This is a genomic window from Streptococcus cristatus AS 1.3089 (assembly GCF_000385925.1).
Classification (GTDB): Bacteria; Bacillota; Bacilli; order Lactobacillales; family Streptococcaceae; genus Streptococcus; species Streptococcus cristatus_B.
This window is the reverse complement of record NC_021175.1, coordinates 926,646-941,545: the sequence shown is the minus strand read 5'-3', so window position 1 is coordinate 941,545 and position 14,900 is coordinate 926,646. Positions and strand designations below refer to the sequence as shown.

The window sequence follows — 14,900 nt, the reverse complement described above, 5'->3', positions numbered from 1 at the left end:
GATATGCTGTTTTTTGCAAACAAGCCTTGATGGGACTTGTTTTATTCTTCGGAAATTTAATTTGAACATCAAAACTATAAGCTAAACTTATCGATGTATAAATTATGATTAAGTAGACGAAGTGTGAGAAATGGTATATCATAAGAATGTAAGCTCTTACATTTTGGGTTTAAGTATTTGTTGACACCATACTTAGTCATTCAATTTTTATAAGTAGGAGCATAAAAATGAGTAAAACTGTTTTATTAGAAGTTAAAAACGGGATTGGATATATCACTATCAACCGTCCTGAAGCTTTGAACGCCTTGAGTTCTCAAGTTTTGGCTGATTTGAATGAAGTTCTTGATCAAGTTGAGAAAAGCGAAGAAATTCGCGTTGTTATCGTAACTGGAGCAGGAGAGAAAGCATTCGTCGCTGGAGCTGACATCAAGGAAATGGATTTGATGTCACCTATTCAAGCATTTGAATACATGACATTTGCAAATGATACATTTACTCGCCTTTCAGATTTACGCCAACCAACGATCGCAGTCCTCAATGGTTATGCACTCGGTGGTGGTATGGAGCTAGCACTTTCAACTGATATCCGTATCGGATTTGAAAAAACAGTGGTTGGCTTCCCAGAAGTTGGCTTGGGTATTATTCCAGGATTTGCTGGTACTCAACGGATGTCTCGCTTGATTGGAACTAGCCGTGCCAAAGAACTTATTTTCACTGCTCGTACAGTGAAAGGTCAAGAAGCCTATGACTTAGGTATTCTTAACAAACTGGTTCCTGCTGAAGAATTGTTGTCTTCAGCTGAAGAATTAGCCGCAGCCATCATGAAGAATGCACCGTTAGCTGTTGAAAAAGCAAAACATGTCATTCAAGTTGGTGCGGAACTTCCTCTTAAAAATGCAATCCGTTTGGAAACAGAAGCAGAAGCATTGCTCTTCTCTACAGAAGACAAACTAGAAGGAATGCGTGCTTTTGTTGAAAAACGCAAAGCTGTTTTCAATCGTAAGTAAAAGAGGAGGTATCAGCATGAAATCAGTTGTATCATTATCAGAAGCTATTTCTAAGGTCAAATCGGGTGACATCGTTGGAATTTCAGGATTCCTCGGAGTCGGTGAACCTTTTGAACTGATTGAAGAATTAGTGAAACAAAACCAGCAAGACTTGACTTTGGTATCAGTGGTAACATCTCATCCTGGTAAAGAAGTTGGGGTTGGACGACTTTGTGAAAATCACCAAGTTAAAAAATATATTGCAGCCCACGTAGGAACATCTGCAGCAGCTCAACGTGAATATTTCAGCAAGGCTATGGAAGTTGAATTTACACCGATGGGAACTGTTGTTGAACGTCTCCATGCAGCTGGAGCTGGCCTAGGAGCTGTCTTGACTCCGACAGGTGTTGGAACAATCTTAGAAAAAGATTATGAAAAAGTAGAACGTAATGGCCGTGAATATTTGGTCTATGATCCACTTAAAATCGATGTTGCCTTGATCAAAGCGACTAAAGCTGACAAATATGGCAACTTGTATATCGATGGCACTACAAAAAATATTTCCTTGCAATTAGCTCTCGCAGCAGATACTGTTATCGTTGAAGCGAATGAAATTGTTGAAGCTGGCGAAATTAATCCGAATGATATTTATATTCCGGGCATCCTTGTTGACTATGTCGTACAAAGCTTGACTCCAGAAGAACACCATAAGATGATGGGTGATCTTTGGACTGAGACTAAAAAATTGGCGGGGGTGAACTAATATGAAAGCAAAAGAAATTATTGCAAGACGTGTTGCACAAGAATTTAAAGATGGGGATGTTGTCAATCTAGGATTTGGTATTCCAAACGCATCTGCTGACTATATTCCTGACGGAGTAAACGTTATTCTTCAGGCTGAAAATGGAGCTCTTCGCTTTGGTGAAACACCAACGAAAGATAATTACAATCCAAACCTAGCAAACTCTGGAGGAGCGCCAATTACTCTCTTACCTGGAGCAGCTTTGTTTGACTTGCAGACTTCCTTCGCGATCATCCGTGGTGGACACGTTGATGCGACCGTGCTAGGAGCTTTGGAAGTAAGTCAAGATGGTAGTATCGCTAACTGGATTATTCCAGGTAAGTTTGCACCAGGAATGGGTGGAGCTATGGACTTGTTGGTTGGAGCGAAACGTGTTATCGGTGCAATCCAGCATACTACTTCAGATGGTGAATCTAAACTCTTGCCAGAGTGCACTTTGCCACTTTCTGCTAAAGGTGTTCTTGATCTAGTCATTACAGAGTTGGCTGTCTTCGGTTTCCAAGATGGTAAGTTCCTCTTGAAAGAACTTGCTCCTGGCGTTACCTTAGAGGAAGTGCTTGAAAAGACAGCAGGAGAAGTAATTGTCTCAGAAGACTTGAAAACGATGTCAATCTAATAAAGTTAGTAAGCAATTATTCTGCTCTTTCTCTGAAAGTGTGTTAGTATGTGTTTATGACAACTTGAGCGATGATTAGTTTTTAATCAGAATACTAGCAACTGGTCATCATGCTTTCGAGGGCCAGTTGCTTGTTTTATTTATGGCAAATTACCTCGTGAAAATTTGAAAGATGGGAGACGAAAAGTGGATATAATTCAAATGACTTACTTTATCAATATCGTCGAATGTGGATGCAATCTTTCTATCGCGGCTAAGAAAATTCATATCAGTCAGTCAGCCTTGAGTCAGTTTGTCACAAATTTTGAATCAACGGAAGGAATCCAGCTCTTCAATCGTAGAAATGGAAGATTAGAGAGTCTGACGGAAGCTGGTGGTAAGATTTACCGCTTTGCCACAGAGATTGTCAACAGGCATGAAGAGATGCAATCAATGATTCATATGGAAGCCCTCAAACAAAAAGGGACCTTTAACTTGGGCATTCCATCATTGATTTTACGAGTATATTTTTCTAGTATTTTACCAAAATTTTTACAAGACAATCCGCAAGTTAACATTCAGGTTACTGAGGATGGAAGTAATGAATTGCGCCAAAAGTTGGTTACGGGTGATTTGAATTTTGCGGTAGTGATTGAACCTACCAACCTGGATCCAAAGAAATATGAACAGTATATCATCCAAGTTGATGAATACGTAGCTTATATGGATAAGAATCATCCTTTGGCGGACAAAGAATTATTGGAATGGAAAGATATAGCTCAGTACGGTTTAGCGACCTTTAATAAATCATTTACAACCTACGATTTAATCACTGAAAAATTAAAGAGTAAAAAGATAAAAGCAAATTTTGCCTATTTATCATCGACATGGGATTTCTTGATAGAGTCAACTTATCAAAATGATATGATTGCACTTTTACCTCGTCCTTTGGAGTATTTTGTTGATAAGAATAAATTTAAGGTTGTACGCTTTAAGGATCCGGTGCCTTTCAATATTTGGTTCTGCCGGCCTTATAAAGCAAACTATAATGAGGTAGAAGCATACGTATATGAAGAGCTTTTAAAAGGTTATTATCAGCCTCTTTCTGAGCCACATTCATAGAGGGAGAATTGATGATGAAGTCCAGTACTAAAACAGCAGCATTGAGTTCATATGTAAATACAGCTATTAGAGACTACATGAAAAATCATGATGAGTCAGTCGACTTTCCTCAGGAGATTTGGGAAGAATTGACGACGGATTTTGATATTTTTTCACCGATTTTGTCAGAAGACAACCAGGCTTTGGCTTCTGATTTTATCAGCTCTATTCGAATGATTTCGAATGAGTTTCCAGCTCTTTCAACTATATTGCTGACCCAAGGTTGTTATGGTGTTTATCCGATTTTGAATTTTGGTACGGGGCAACAGAAAGAGCGTTATCTGGACAAATTGGTAAAGGGAACTTGTATAGCAGGTCTTGGATTTTCTGAGTCTAAACATCTAAATAGTTTGGCAGATTTGGAGACCTATGCGATTAAGACAGAGACAGGTTGGCAACTTTCGGGAGAAAAAGCTAAGGTGTCAAATAGCAGCATTGCGGACATTCTCTTGATCTTAGCCAAAGTAAGAGAGGCTGGAAAGCCCGATTCCTACGGATTCTTCATTGTGGAGACGAGTGCTTCGGGTGTGCTCATTGGTGAGCAGATAGAAAAGCAAGGTTTACTAGGACTTCCACTAAGTTCTGTTACCTTGGACAAGGTAAACCTGCCAGAAACTGCCTTATTAGGCGGAGTCTTGGCTGGAAATGAACAATTTAATAACATTATAAAGAATATGCAACTTGGCTTAAGTGCGGTTGCTTTAGGAGTTGCGGAGGGCGCCTTTAATAAGGGCCTTGAGTTTGCACGTGTAAAAAGAGGATTTGGCAAGCGACTGATGGATGTTGAGTTGCATCAGTACAAGTTTGCAGATTTGTACAATAAACTTTCTGCTGCGGATGCTTATTTTTCGTCCTATCCCAATCAAATAGAAGAAGATTCCAAGTCTGTTTCACGGATAAAGCTATATATGACTAAAGTAGCGCTAGAGGTTACAGATGAAATCCTCCGTCTTATCGGACCTTTACAAAAATTTGATCATGTGAACATTAAACGCTATTTTAAAGATGCTGAAATTATTGAGAATTATGGACGGTCAGGAAATTCGATCAGAAAAGAAATCGCAGAAAGATGGTTAAAGGAGTAAAAAATGACAGAACTCAAATTACAAGAGTATCAGTTTGGGGAAATGAAGCTGACTTGGTTGCGTGGAGCGGATAAGCTCACAGATGCAGGTACCTTATTTGGCCCTGTACCAAAGGTTGTTTGGTCGCGTTATTATCCAACAACAGAAGAAAATATGATGGCTGAACTGACAGATCCGATTTTGATTCAATACAAGGGGAAAAATTATTTAATTGATGCGAGTTTTGATACGGCTAAGCTTTCTGATAAACAACGTCGCAATCTAGGTATTCTTTCTGAGAGCCGTGTTGAAGAAAGTTTGGCTCTCTTGGGATTAAAACCGGAAGATATTTCCCATATTTTAATGACGCACATGCACCATGATCACTCTGGCGGTCTGACTGGACTAGATGAGAACAATCAGCTTGTTTCAAAATTCCCAAATGCAAAGATTTTTGTAAATGAGATGGAATGGTACGAAATGCGAAATCCCAATAGTCGTACAAGGGGAACTTATCTGAAGGAAAATTGGGAGCCAATCCAAGATCAGGTTGAAACCTTTACTGAATATCTGAACGTCATTCCAGAAATTCAAATGGTTCATACAGGCGGTCACAGTAATGGTCACAGCATCATCTTACTGAAACAGGGCGAGGAAACCATGATTCATATGGCTGACTTGGTGCTGACCCATGCTCATCGGAAACCTCTATGGGTTGCTGCGGTAGATGATTATCCAATGCGTTCAATCGCAGCTAAGGACAAATGGCTCAACGAAGCTTTTGAAAACCACTATAAGTTTTTCTTTTACCACGATCAATTTTTCGCAGTTGCTGAGTTTGATCAGACTGGCGAGGAGTTTGTTGATTATGTGACTAGGATTCGTGAACCGCGAGTTCCATTCACAGATAAACAAGACCGCAAACCATCATTTTTATAAGAATAGAGAATCGCTTCTATCAATCTGAGGGAGCGATTTTACTATTTTATTCTCTATTTTTTTGGTATAATGAGATACTAGAAGAGTGTAGGAAAGAGGTTTTTAATGGCAACGATTCAATGGTTTCCGGGGCACATGTCCAAGGCTCGGAGACAGGTTCAAGAAAGTATTAAATTTGTAGATTTTGTGACGATTTTGGTGGATGCGAGATTGCCTTTGTCCAGTCAAAATCCTATGTTGACCAAAATTGTTGGGGACAAGCCCAAGTTATTGATTTTAAATAAGGCCGACTTAGCGGATCCAAACTTAACCAAGGAATGGCAAGCCTATTTTGAAAGTCAGGGAATCAAAACCTTGGCTATTAATTCTAAGGAGCAATCTGCAGTCAAAAAAGTGACTGAAGCAGCCAAGAAATTGATGGCTGATAAGCTAGCTCGCCAGCGAGAAAGAGGAATTCAAATCGAGACTCTGCGAACTATGATTATCGGGATTCCCAATGCTGGAAAGTCAACGCTGATGAATCGGCTGGCTGGTAAGAAAATTGCGATAGTCGGCAACAAACCGGGGGTTACCAAAGGGCAGCAATGGCTCAAGTCCAATAAGGATTTGGAAATTCTAGATACACCGGGGATTCTTTGGCCAAAATTTGAAGATGAAATGGTGGCTTTGAAACTCGCTTTGACGGGTGCTATCAAGGACAATTTGCTGCCAATGGATGAAGTTACTATTTTTGGACTCAATTATTTCAAAGAGCATTATCCTAAGGCACTGCAGGAGCGCTTTAAGCAGCTGGATTTAGAACTGGAAGCGCCAGACATGATTATGGATATGACCCAGAAATTGGGCTTTAGAGAGGACTACGATCGCTTTTACAGTCTCTTTGTCAAGGAAGTGCGTGATGGACGCTTAGGGCGTTATACACTGGATGGTCTGGAGGAATTGGATGGCCACAACTAAGGAAATCCAAGAGCAGTTGGCTCAAGTATCTGACTTACAGGATCCGCTTTTTCAGGCTTTAAAGCAGGATGAGCGGAGCGGTGTTCAAAAACTGCTACTCAAGCGCCAAAAAGAAATCCAAGCAGAGCTGGATGAAAATTTACGCCTAGAGTACATGCTGCGCTATGAAAAAGAACTCTACAGTCAAGGATTCAAAGCCCTTGCTGGCATTGATGAAGTTGGACGAGGTCCTTTAGCTGGTCCAGTAGTCGCAGCAGCAGTCATTCTGCCTCCTAACTGCAAAATCAAAGGGCTGAATGACAGTAAAAAGATTTCCAAGAAAAAGCATGAGGAAATTTATCAAGCGGTGCTAGATCAGGCCTTAGCCGTTGGTTTGGGCATTATGGACAATCAAATGATTGACCGAGTCAATATCTATGAAGCAACCAAGCTAGCCATGTCAGAAGCTGTAGGCCAGCTCAAGATTAAGCCAGATTACCTCTTGATTGACGCAATGAAGTTAGACTTGCCCTTGCCTCAGCAGTCCATTATTAAGGGCGATGCCAATTCTCTGTCCATCGCTGCGGCTTCTATCGTAGCCAAGGTGACGAGGGACAAGATAATGGCAGAATTTGACCAGGTTTATCCGGGCTATGACTTTGCCCAGAATGCTGGTTATGGCACCAAGCTACATCTGGAAGGCTTGGAAAAATACGGTATCACACTGATTCACCGCAGAAGCTTTGAACCGATTAAATCCATGACAAATTCATAAGAAATCCTAATCGTTATGAGGAGACAAGTATGACTAGTGAATACCAAAAAATGATTGGAGGAGAGAACTACAGCCCTCAAGATCCTGAATTGAGAGCATTGGCTGCTCGCTCAAGAGATTTTCAGTATCGTTTTAACCAAGAACGAGATATTGAGAAACGGAGTGCTATCGTCAAGGAGTGGTTTGGCAGTACAGGGGAGAATCTTTGGTTGCATCCAGATTTGGTCTGTGATTATGGAGTTAACATTCACTTGGGGGAGAATTTCTATTCTAACTGGAATTTGACCATGCTGGATGTATGTCCTATTACCATTGGAAAGAATGCCATGCTGGGACCCAATTGCCAGTTTCTGACACCGCTGCATCCGCTTGATCCAGTGGAAAGAAATTCCGGTATTGAATATGGGGCTCCCATTAAGATTGGTGACAATTTCTGGGCGGGCGGTGGTGTAACCATTCTGCCAGGAGTGACTCTAGGAGATAATGTGGTAGTCGGAGCAGGTGCAGTTGTGACTAAATCATTCGGCGATAATGTAGTCTTAGCCGGCAATCCTGCTAAGATTATTAAGGAAATTTCTGTTCATAAAGAATAGAAGAACTTAACCATTTTTTCAATAATTAATCGAATAAGAAACAAGGAACTGTATTGCAGTTCTTTTTTTTGAACTTTTTTACGAATAAGAAAGTGAGGTGATAAAAATGAATAATTTTGAAATTTATAAAATGAAAAAAGCTGGCTTGACCAATCAACAGGTCTTAAATATCTTGAGGTATGCAGAAAATAAAGAGGGAGAGTTATCTTTGCGAGACAAGGCAGTCGTTTCTGAGTGCCGCAATCCTGCTCTCTTTATGGAGAAGTACAAGCGGCTCGATCTGCAAGCTTTGAAGGAAGAGTTTGACCGATTTCCATCCTTTTCTATTTTGGATGATGTTTACCCTTGGGATTTATGCGAGATTTATGATGCACCGACTTTGCTATTTTATCAAGGAAATCTAAACTTGCTAGAAATGCCCAAGATAGCCATTGTCGGTAGTCGAGATAGCAGTAAGCAGGGAAATGCTGCTGTGCAGAAAATCATTAAGGAGTTGAATAATGAGCTGGTTATCGTCAGCGGGCTGGCTCGTGGGATTGATACTGTGTCCCACATGGCTGCCCTGCAAAATGGTGGCCAAACTATTGCTGTCATTGGAACGGGGCTAGATGTCTTCTATCCCAAGGCCAATCAAAAACTGCAGGCTTATATTGGCAAAAATCATTTATTGCTGACGGAGTATGGGCCGGGTGAGCAACCCTTGAAATTTCATTTTCCAGAGCGAAATCGTATCATCGCTGGTCTCTGCCGTGGAGTCATTGTGGCGGAAGCCAAGATGCGGTCGGGCAGTCTGATTACCTGTGAGCGGGCAATGGAAGAGGGGCGGGATGTCTTTGCCATTCCAGGGTCCATTTTGGATGGAAAATCGGACGGTTGTCATCATTTGATTCAAGAGGGAGCAAAGTGCATCACATCAGGTTCTGACGTCCTTTCTGAGTTCAAATTTTAAAATAAGTTTTCCTATAGAAATAGTTACGAGTTGACATCTATCAAAAAATAGTTTAAACTCTATAAGATTTATTTCTTATAGAAGGTGTCTAATTTGGTAACAAAAACAAAGAAAAAGTCTGCGGTCAAGAAGAATCTTGTCATCGTAGAGTCGCCTGCCAAGGCAAAAACAATAGAAAAATATCTGGGACGAAACTATAAGGTTTTGGCCAGTGTCGGGCATATTCGTGACCTGAAAAAGTCTACCATGTCCATCGATTTTGAGAACAACTATGAGCCACAGTACATCAATATTCGTGGTAAGGGTCCTTTGATTAACGATTTGAAAAAAGAAGCCAAGAAAGCCAAGCAAGTCTTTCTAGCAAGTGACCCGGACCGCGAAGGAGAAGCTATTTCTTGGCATCTGGCTCATATTCTCGATCTAGATGAAAAAGAGAAAAACCGTGTCGTTTTCAACGAAATTACCAAAGATGCGGTCAAGAATGCTTTTAAAGAGCCACGTCAGATTGATATGGATTTGGTCAATGCCCAGCAAGCTCGTCGGGTTCTGGACCGTTTGGTTGGTTACTCCATTTCTCCTATTCTTTGGAAGAAAGTCAAAAAGGGCCTATCAGCTGGTCGGGTGCAGTCTGTCGCCCTCAAGCTGATTATCGACCGGGAAAATGAAATCAATGCCTTCAAACCTGAAGAATACTGGACAATTGACGGAACCTTCAAGAAAGGAACTCGTCAGTTTCAGGCTAGCTTCTACGGCATGAATGGCAAGAAGATGAAGCTGACCAACAACGATGAGGTCAAAGAAGTTCTGTCTCACCTCAAGGGTGATGACTTTACTGTCGACAGCGTTGAAAAGAAGGAGCGCCGACGCAATGCTCCGCTTCCCTACACGACTTCCTCTATGCAGCAAGATGCCGCTAATAAGATTAATTTCCGAACTCGTAAGACCATGATGGTGGCTCAGCAGCTTTATGAAGGGATTAATATCGGTTCTGGCGTACAAGGTCTCATTACCTATATGCGTACCGACTCGACTCGTATCAGCCCTGTGGCGCAAAATGAAGCAGCAAGTTTTATTACGGAACGGTTTGGTGCAAAATATTCCAAACATGGCAGCAAGGCCAAGAACGCTTCTGGCGCTCAAGATGCCCACGAAGCCATTCGTCCTTCCAGCGTTTTCAATACACCGGAAAGTATCGCAAAGTATCTGGATAAGGATCAGCTTAAGCTCTATACTCTGATTTGGAACCGTTTTGTAGCCAGCCAAATGACAGCAGCGGTCTTTGATACTATGAATGTGAAACTAGAGCAAAACGGTGTCCAATTTGCAGCTAACGGCAGTCAGGTCAAGTTTGATGGTTATCTGGCTATTTACAACGACTCTGACAAGAATAAAATGCTGCCAGATATGGAAAAGGGCGATACCGTCAAACGTGTCAATACCAATCCAGAACAGCATTTTACCCAGCCGCCTGCACGTTATTCTGAAGCAACTCTCATCAAAACTTTGGAAGAAAATGGTGTTGGCCGGCCGTCTACCTATGCACCGACCATTGAAACTATTCAGAAACGCTACTATGTTAAGCTAGTTTCCAAGCGCTTTGAACCGACTGAACTAGGTGAGATTGTCAATTCGCTAATTGTCGAATTCTTCCCAGACATCGTGAATGTGAAATTTACAGCCGAAATGGAAGCAAAGCTGGATGATGTAGAAGTTGGCAAAGAGCAGTGGCAGAAGATTATTGACGAATTTTACAAACCTTTTGAAAAGGAAGTAGCAAAAGCTGAGTCTGAGATGGAGAAAATCCAAATCAAGGATGAGCCAGCCGGTTTTGACTGTGAGGTCTGCGGCAGTCCCATGGTTATCAAGTTGGGTCGATTTGGCAAGTTCTACGCCTGCAGCAATTTCCCAGACTGCCGTCACACTCAGGCTATCGTCAAGGAAATCGGCGTGACCTGCCCGCAGTGCCAAAAAGGTCAAGTTATCGAGCGTAAGACTAAACGAAATCGCATTTTCTACGGCTGTGATCGTTATCCAGACTGTGATTTCACATCTTGGGACAAGCCAGTTGGACGCAATTGTCCAAAATGCGACCACTATCTAGTTGAAAAGAAAGTTCGCGGTGGCGGCAAGCAAGTGGTCTGCAGCAATGGTGACTATCAAGAAGAAAAAGTGAAATAGTTTTTACATAATTTATATTACGTAAAATATTTTCCTAAAGAAGAGGTGCAGTTTTATGATAGATAAATTTGCAGAATTTCTAAAAATCGCGTCTCAACTGAATAAGATGGGAATTGTTCCACTGCTGATGGGTTCTCTAGGTCTGGAGCAAGTTACTGGGCAAGACTGGCAAGCGCGCGATATCGACATTCACGTTCATGGCGATGAGCGTGGCTGGGAAGCACCTGACGAAGAGCGTATTTACGATATGGACAAGATTGAGCCCATGATGGAGCGGCTAGGCTATCGTTTAGTTGACCTGCATGAGCATGAATTTCAAAAAGAAGACTTGTCTGTTGAACTTGGGGTCATGGAAACTTTGGAGTCCTTTTCAGGTGTACCAATAGCGGCGCTGACTCGGAGAAAAGTGGAAGGTGTTGAATTTCTACTGCCGACATCAGAGCAATTTCTGGCGATCTACCGTGCCTCTTCCCAAGATTCTTACCGAAATGAAAATAACAATCATAAGGATTTTGCTAAGATTGCTTACTTGGAGGAGAAGTTAAAAGCAAAGTGATTAAGAAAGTAATTAGTGTACTGTTTTCCATTCTCGCATTATTTATCTTGTCTGCATGTAACAACAGAGTCGATCGTGATTTAGCTAAAACAGCTATTTCAAACATTCGTTCTGTAGTAGAAGCTGCAGGGTTAGAAGCAGAAGGATACTCGACAGCTGATACCTTTGGATATTATGGATCTCCGTTTTACGTTGAAGGAAATAAGAAATTTGTTGATGTCTATGTGGATTTTGAAAAAGATTATGTTGAGAGCACTCCAGTCCTTAAATACAATCCGAGGCTTAAAGAAGTTGAAAAGAAAAAATTCTTTGGTTTTTCCAAGAAAACAGTCTACCGTTTAGAAATGGAGTATGTTTCTGGTGATGACAACTATGATCGGCTTAAGGAAGCTTATAATATATTACTTCAAAGTGGTAGCTTGACTTCAACATATTTAAGCGATGATGCGATTAGAAAACTTTATATTAAAAACTCAATTGAATTGGACTCATTTGACTCATATTATTCTTTGGTTCCAAAAGAAGAGTATAGTGGCAATCCTAAAACCCGTCTTGAAGAGAGAGAAAAAAGAGAGGCAATTTTGAAGGCGGATGTAGAAGAACTCACTCCTTTAATTGAGGATTTAGACCCAAGTAGAGTCAACAATCTTGATGAAGAGGTGCTTGTTCGAAATCAAGATATACTCTTAAAAAGAGTTGTTGATAGTCGTTCGACCTTTAGTATCCACATACACACTGATATAGAACAGGTACGAAAACAAAATCTCCAAGTAACTAATGAAAATATTGACAATTGGACAGACTCTGATTTCCAATATTTACTTGCTCAAATAGTTGAAATTGAAAAACTACCTAGGAATACAGAAGTAGGTTTTACTATAAAATATGGAAGCAAACTAAAATGGTATGATTTTAAATAATTCAGCTTCAACAAACATTAATTTATGAAAGACATTCAGGAATTCTCCTGTCTGTCTTTTTACTTAGCTTTTTGGTATAATGGACCAAGTATTAATTTAGAAAGATTTGTGGGTGCAAACAGTTCAGTGGATTGTTTTGATATGGACTTAGGTTCCACCCAAAGAGGTATTAGTGTCGTGTCTCAATCTTATATCAATGTTATCGGAGCTGGTCTTGCTGGCAGCGAAGCGGCTTATCAGATTGCTAAGCGTGGAATTCCAGTTAAACTCTATGAAATGCGGGGTGTCAAGTCGACGCCTCAACACAAAACTGCAGACTTTGCAGAATTGGTCTGCTCTAACTCTCTGCGAGGAGATGCGCTGACCAACGCAGTCGGTCTGCTCAAGGAAGAAATGAGACGGTTGGACTCAGTCATCTTAAAGTCAGCAGAAGCGACTCGGGTGCCAGCGGGTGGTGCTCTAGCAGTTGATAGAGAAGGTTTTTCGCAGATGGTGACTGAGCTAGTATCCAATCATCCACTGATTGAAGTCATGCGCGAGGAAATCACCGAAATTCCAGAAGATGCCATTACAGTCATTGCGACAGGTCCGCTGACTAGCGATGCTTTGGCCGAAAAAATTCACGCGCTCAACGGCGGCGACGGCTTTTATTTCTACGATGCGGCAGCACCAATCATTGATGTCAATACCATTGATATGACCAAGGTCTACCTCAAATCACGCTATGATAAGGGGGAAGCAGCCTATCTCAACGCTCCCATGACCAAGCAAGAATTTATGGATTTCCATGAGGCTTTGGTCAATGCGGAGGAAGCACCGCTTAATTCCTTTGAGAAGGAAAAATACTTTGAAGGCTGCATGCCTATTGAAGTTATGGCTAAGCGAGGCATTAAAACCATGCTTTATGGACCGATGAAGCCGGTTGGCTTGGAATACCCAGATGATTACCAAGGTCCTCGGGATGGTGAATATAAGACTCCATACGCTGTGGTGCAGCTTCGTCAGGATAATGCAGCAGGCAGTCTCTACAATATCGTTGGCTTCCAGACCCATCTCAAATGGGGCGAGCAAAAGCGGGTCTTTCAGATGATTCCCGGCCTTGAAAATGCCGAATTTGTTCGCTACGGTGTCATGCATCGAAACTCTTATATGGACTCTCCAAACCTGCTGGAGCAGACTTTCCGCTCTAAGAAACAGCCCAATCTTTTCTTTGCTGGTCAAATGACAGGTGTTGAAGGTTATGTAGAGTCAGCAGCTTCTGGTTTGGTAGCTGGTATCAATGCCGCTCGACTCTTCAATGGAGAAGAAGCGCTTGTCTTTCCAGAAACAACAGCTATCGGTAGTTTGCCGCATTATATCACTCATGCTGACAGCAAGCATTTCCAACCCATGAATGTTAATTTTGGTATCATCAAAGAACTGGAAGGCCCTCGGATTCGTGATAAGAAGGAGCGCTATGAGAAGATTGCTGAGCGGGCACTGGCAGATTTAGCGCCCTATTTAGAAAAGTAGAGTAATTTTTCCCTGAAAATCTCAAAAAGTTAGGTATTTCCTAACTTTTTTGCTTAAATTATGATATAATAAATAAAATTTTGAAAATAGAAAGTTTTCTGAAAATGAATAAATCCTATTTCTATCTTGATATGAAAACTCATGAGTTGGTGGTTCCTTACACTAAACAAAAGCGGCGCGTGCGAGTCTTGCTTCCTAAAAATTATGAACAAGATACTAAAAAGACCTATCCTGTCGTTTATTTTCACGATGGCCAAAATGTCCTTTATAGCAAGGAGTCTTTCAGTGGCCATTCTTGGAAAGTGATTCCGACAATCAAGCGCAATCCCGATATTGAAAAAATGATAGTCGTGGCCATTGATAATGATGGACCACGACGGATGGATGAGTATTCCGCTTGGAAATTTCAAGAATCCAATATTCCTGGTGTCCAGTTTGGTGGTAAGGGCACAGAGTACGCTGAGTTCGTCATGGATGTCGTCAAACCTTTTATTGACGAAAACTATCGGACGAAGGCTGACCGCCAGCATACAGCTATGATTGGTTCTTCATTGGGTGGCAATATTACCCAGTTTATTGGCATTGAATATCAGGATCAGGTCGGCTGTCTGGGCGTTTTTTCATCAGCAAACTGGCTCCATCAGGAAGCTTTTGATCGCTATATAGAACGCCAGAAGTTGCACTCTGACCAGCGAGTATTCATCTATGTTGGAACAGAGGAAGCTGATGATACTGACAAGACCCTCATGGCAGGCAATATCAAACAAGCCTACATTGATTCTTCGCTCAGTTATTACCGTCAGCTGATCGCTGCTGGTGTGGAGCTGGACAATCTCCACATCAAAATCCAGTCAGGAGCGATTCACAATGAAGTGGACTGGGCGGAAAATCTGCCCGACTGTTTCCGCTTTATCAGTGAAAAGTGGTAGGAAAA

Annotated in this window: 15 protein-coding genes; all 15 read left to right on the top strand. The window is 41.4% G+C overall.

Annotated elements, in window-relative coordinates; translation table 11 throughout:
• Positions 1-227: 227 nt before the first annotated feature.
• Entirely contained in the window at positions 228-1,007 is a 780-nt protein-coding gene (locus I872_RS04605; RefSeq protein ID WP_015604980.1) for an enoyl-CoA hydratase/isomerase family protein, read from the top strand.
• Between the two features lie 16 nt (positions 1,008-1,023).
• On the top strand, positions 1,024-1,749 hold the full coding sequence (locus tag I872_RS04600; RefSeq protein WP_015604979.1) for a CoA transferase subunit A: 726 nt from the start codon (positions 1,024-1,026) through the stop codon (positions 1,747-1,749).
• Position 1,750: 1 nt separating this feature from the next.
• On the top strand, positions 1,751-2,404 hold the full coding sequence (locus I872_RS04595) for a 3-oxoacid CoA-transferase subunit B (RefSeq protein WP_015604978.1): 654 nt from the start codon (positions 1,751-1,753) through the stop codon (positions 2,402-2,404).
• A gap of 186 nt (positions 2,405-2,590) precedes the next feature.
• Positions 2,591-3,505, top strand: coding sequence for a LysR family transcriptional regulator (locus I872_RS04590; protein ID WP_167320510.1), 915 nt, complete (start codon positions 2,591-2,593; stop codon positions 3,503-3,505).
• Positions 3,506-3,516: 11 nt separating this feature from the next.
• The gene (locus I872_RS04585) at positions 3,517-4,629 is read left to right on the top strand and encodes an acyl-CoA dehydrogenase family protein (RefSeq protein WP_041826801.1); all 1,113 of its coding nucleotides are present in this window, start codon (positions 3,517-3,519) and stop codon (positions 4,627-4,629) included.
• A gap of 3 nt (positions 4,630-4,632) precedes the next feature.
• Positions 4,633-5,547 carry an MBL fold metallo-hydrolase gene (locus tag I872_RS04580; protein ID WP_015604975.1) on the top strand — a complete coding sequence of 305 codons (915 nt, stop codon included), beginning with the start codon at positions 4,633-4,635 and terminating at the stop codon, positions 5,545-5,547.
• A gap of 105 nt (positions 5,548-5,652) precedes the next feature.
• Positions 5,653-6,504, top strand: a complete 852-nt coding sequence (ylqF, locus tag I872_RS04575) for a ribosome biogenesis GTPase YlqF (RefSeq protein WP_015604974.1) — start codon at positions 5,653-5,655, stop codon at positions 6,502-6,504.
• Positions 6,491-7,258 carry a ribonuclease HII gene (locus I872_RS04570; RefSeq protein WP_015604973.1) on the top strand — a complete coding sequence of 256 codons (768 nt, stop codon included), beginning with the start codon at positions 6,491-6,493 and terminating at the stop codon, positions 7,256-7,258. The genes ylqF and I872_RS04570 overlap by 14 nt, the downstream gene beginning before the upstream one ends.
• 29 nt (positions 7,259-7,287) lie before the next feature.
• On the top strand, positions 7,288-7,851 hold the full coding sequence (locus I872_RS04565) for a sugar O-acetyltransferase (RefSeq protein WP_015604972.1): 564 nt from the start codon (positions 7,288-7,290) through the stop codon (positions 7,849-7,851).
• Between the two features lie 106 nt (positions 7,852-7,957).
• Positions 7,958-8,800, top strand: a complete 843-nt coding sequence (gene dprA / locus I872_RS04560; RefSeq protein ID WP_015604971.1) for a DNA-processing protein DprA — start codon at positions 7,958-7,960, stop codon at positions 8,798-8,800.
• A gap of 84 nt (positions 8,801-8,884) precedes the next feature.
• The gene (topA, locus tag I872_RS04555; protein ID WP_095666418.1) at positions 8,885-10,978 is read left to right on the top strand and encodes a type I DNA topoisomerase; all 2,094 of its coding nucleotides are present in this window, start codon (positions 8,885-8,887) and stop codon (positions 10,976-10,978) included.
• 55 nt (positions 10,979-11,033) lie between these two features.
• Complete coding sequence (locus I872_RS04550) at positions 11,034-11,534, top strand: hypothetical protein (RefSeq protein WP_015604969.1); 501 nt, start codon at positions 11,034-11,036, stop codon at positions 11,532-11,534.
• Entirely contained in the window at positions 11,531-12,454 is a 924-nt protein-coding gene (locus tag I872_RS04545; RefSeq protein WP_015604968.1) for a hypothetical protein, read from the top strand. The genes I872_RS04550 and I872_RS04545 overlap by 4 nt, the downstream gene beginning before the upstream one ends.
• 177 nt (positions 12,455-12,631) lie before the next feature.
• Entirely contained in the window at positions 12,632-13,966 is a 1,335-nt protein-coding gene (gene trmFO / locus I872_RS04540) for a methylenetetrahydrofolate--tRNA-(uracil(54)-C(5))-methyltransferase (FADH(2)-oxidizing) TrmFO (RefSeq protein WP_015604967.1), read from the top strand.
• A gap of 104 nt (positions 13,967-14,070) precedes the next feature.
• Positions 14,071-14,895 carry an alpha/beta hydrolase gene (locus I872_RS04535; RefSeq protein ID WP_015604966.1) on the top strand — a complete coding sequence of 275 codons (825 nt, stop codon included), beginning with the start codon at positions 14,071-14,073 and terminating at the stop codon, positions 14,893-14,895.
• Positions 14,896-14,900 lie beyond the last annotated feature (5 nt).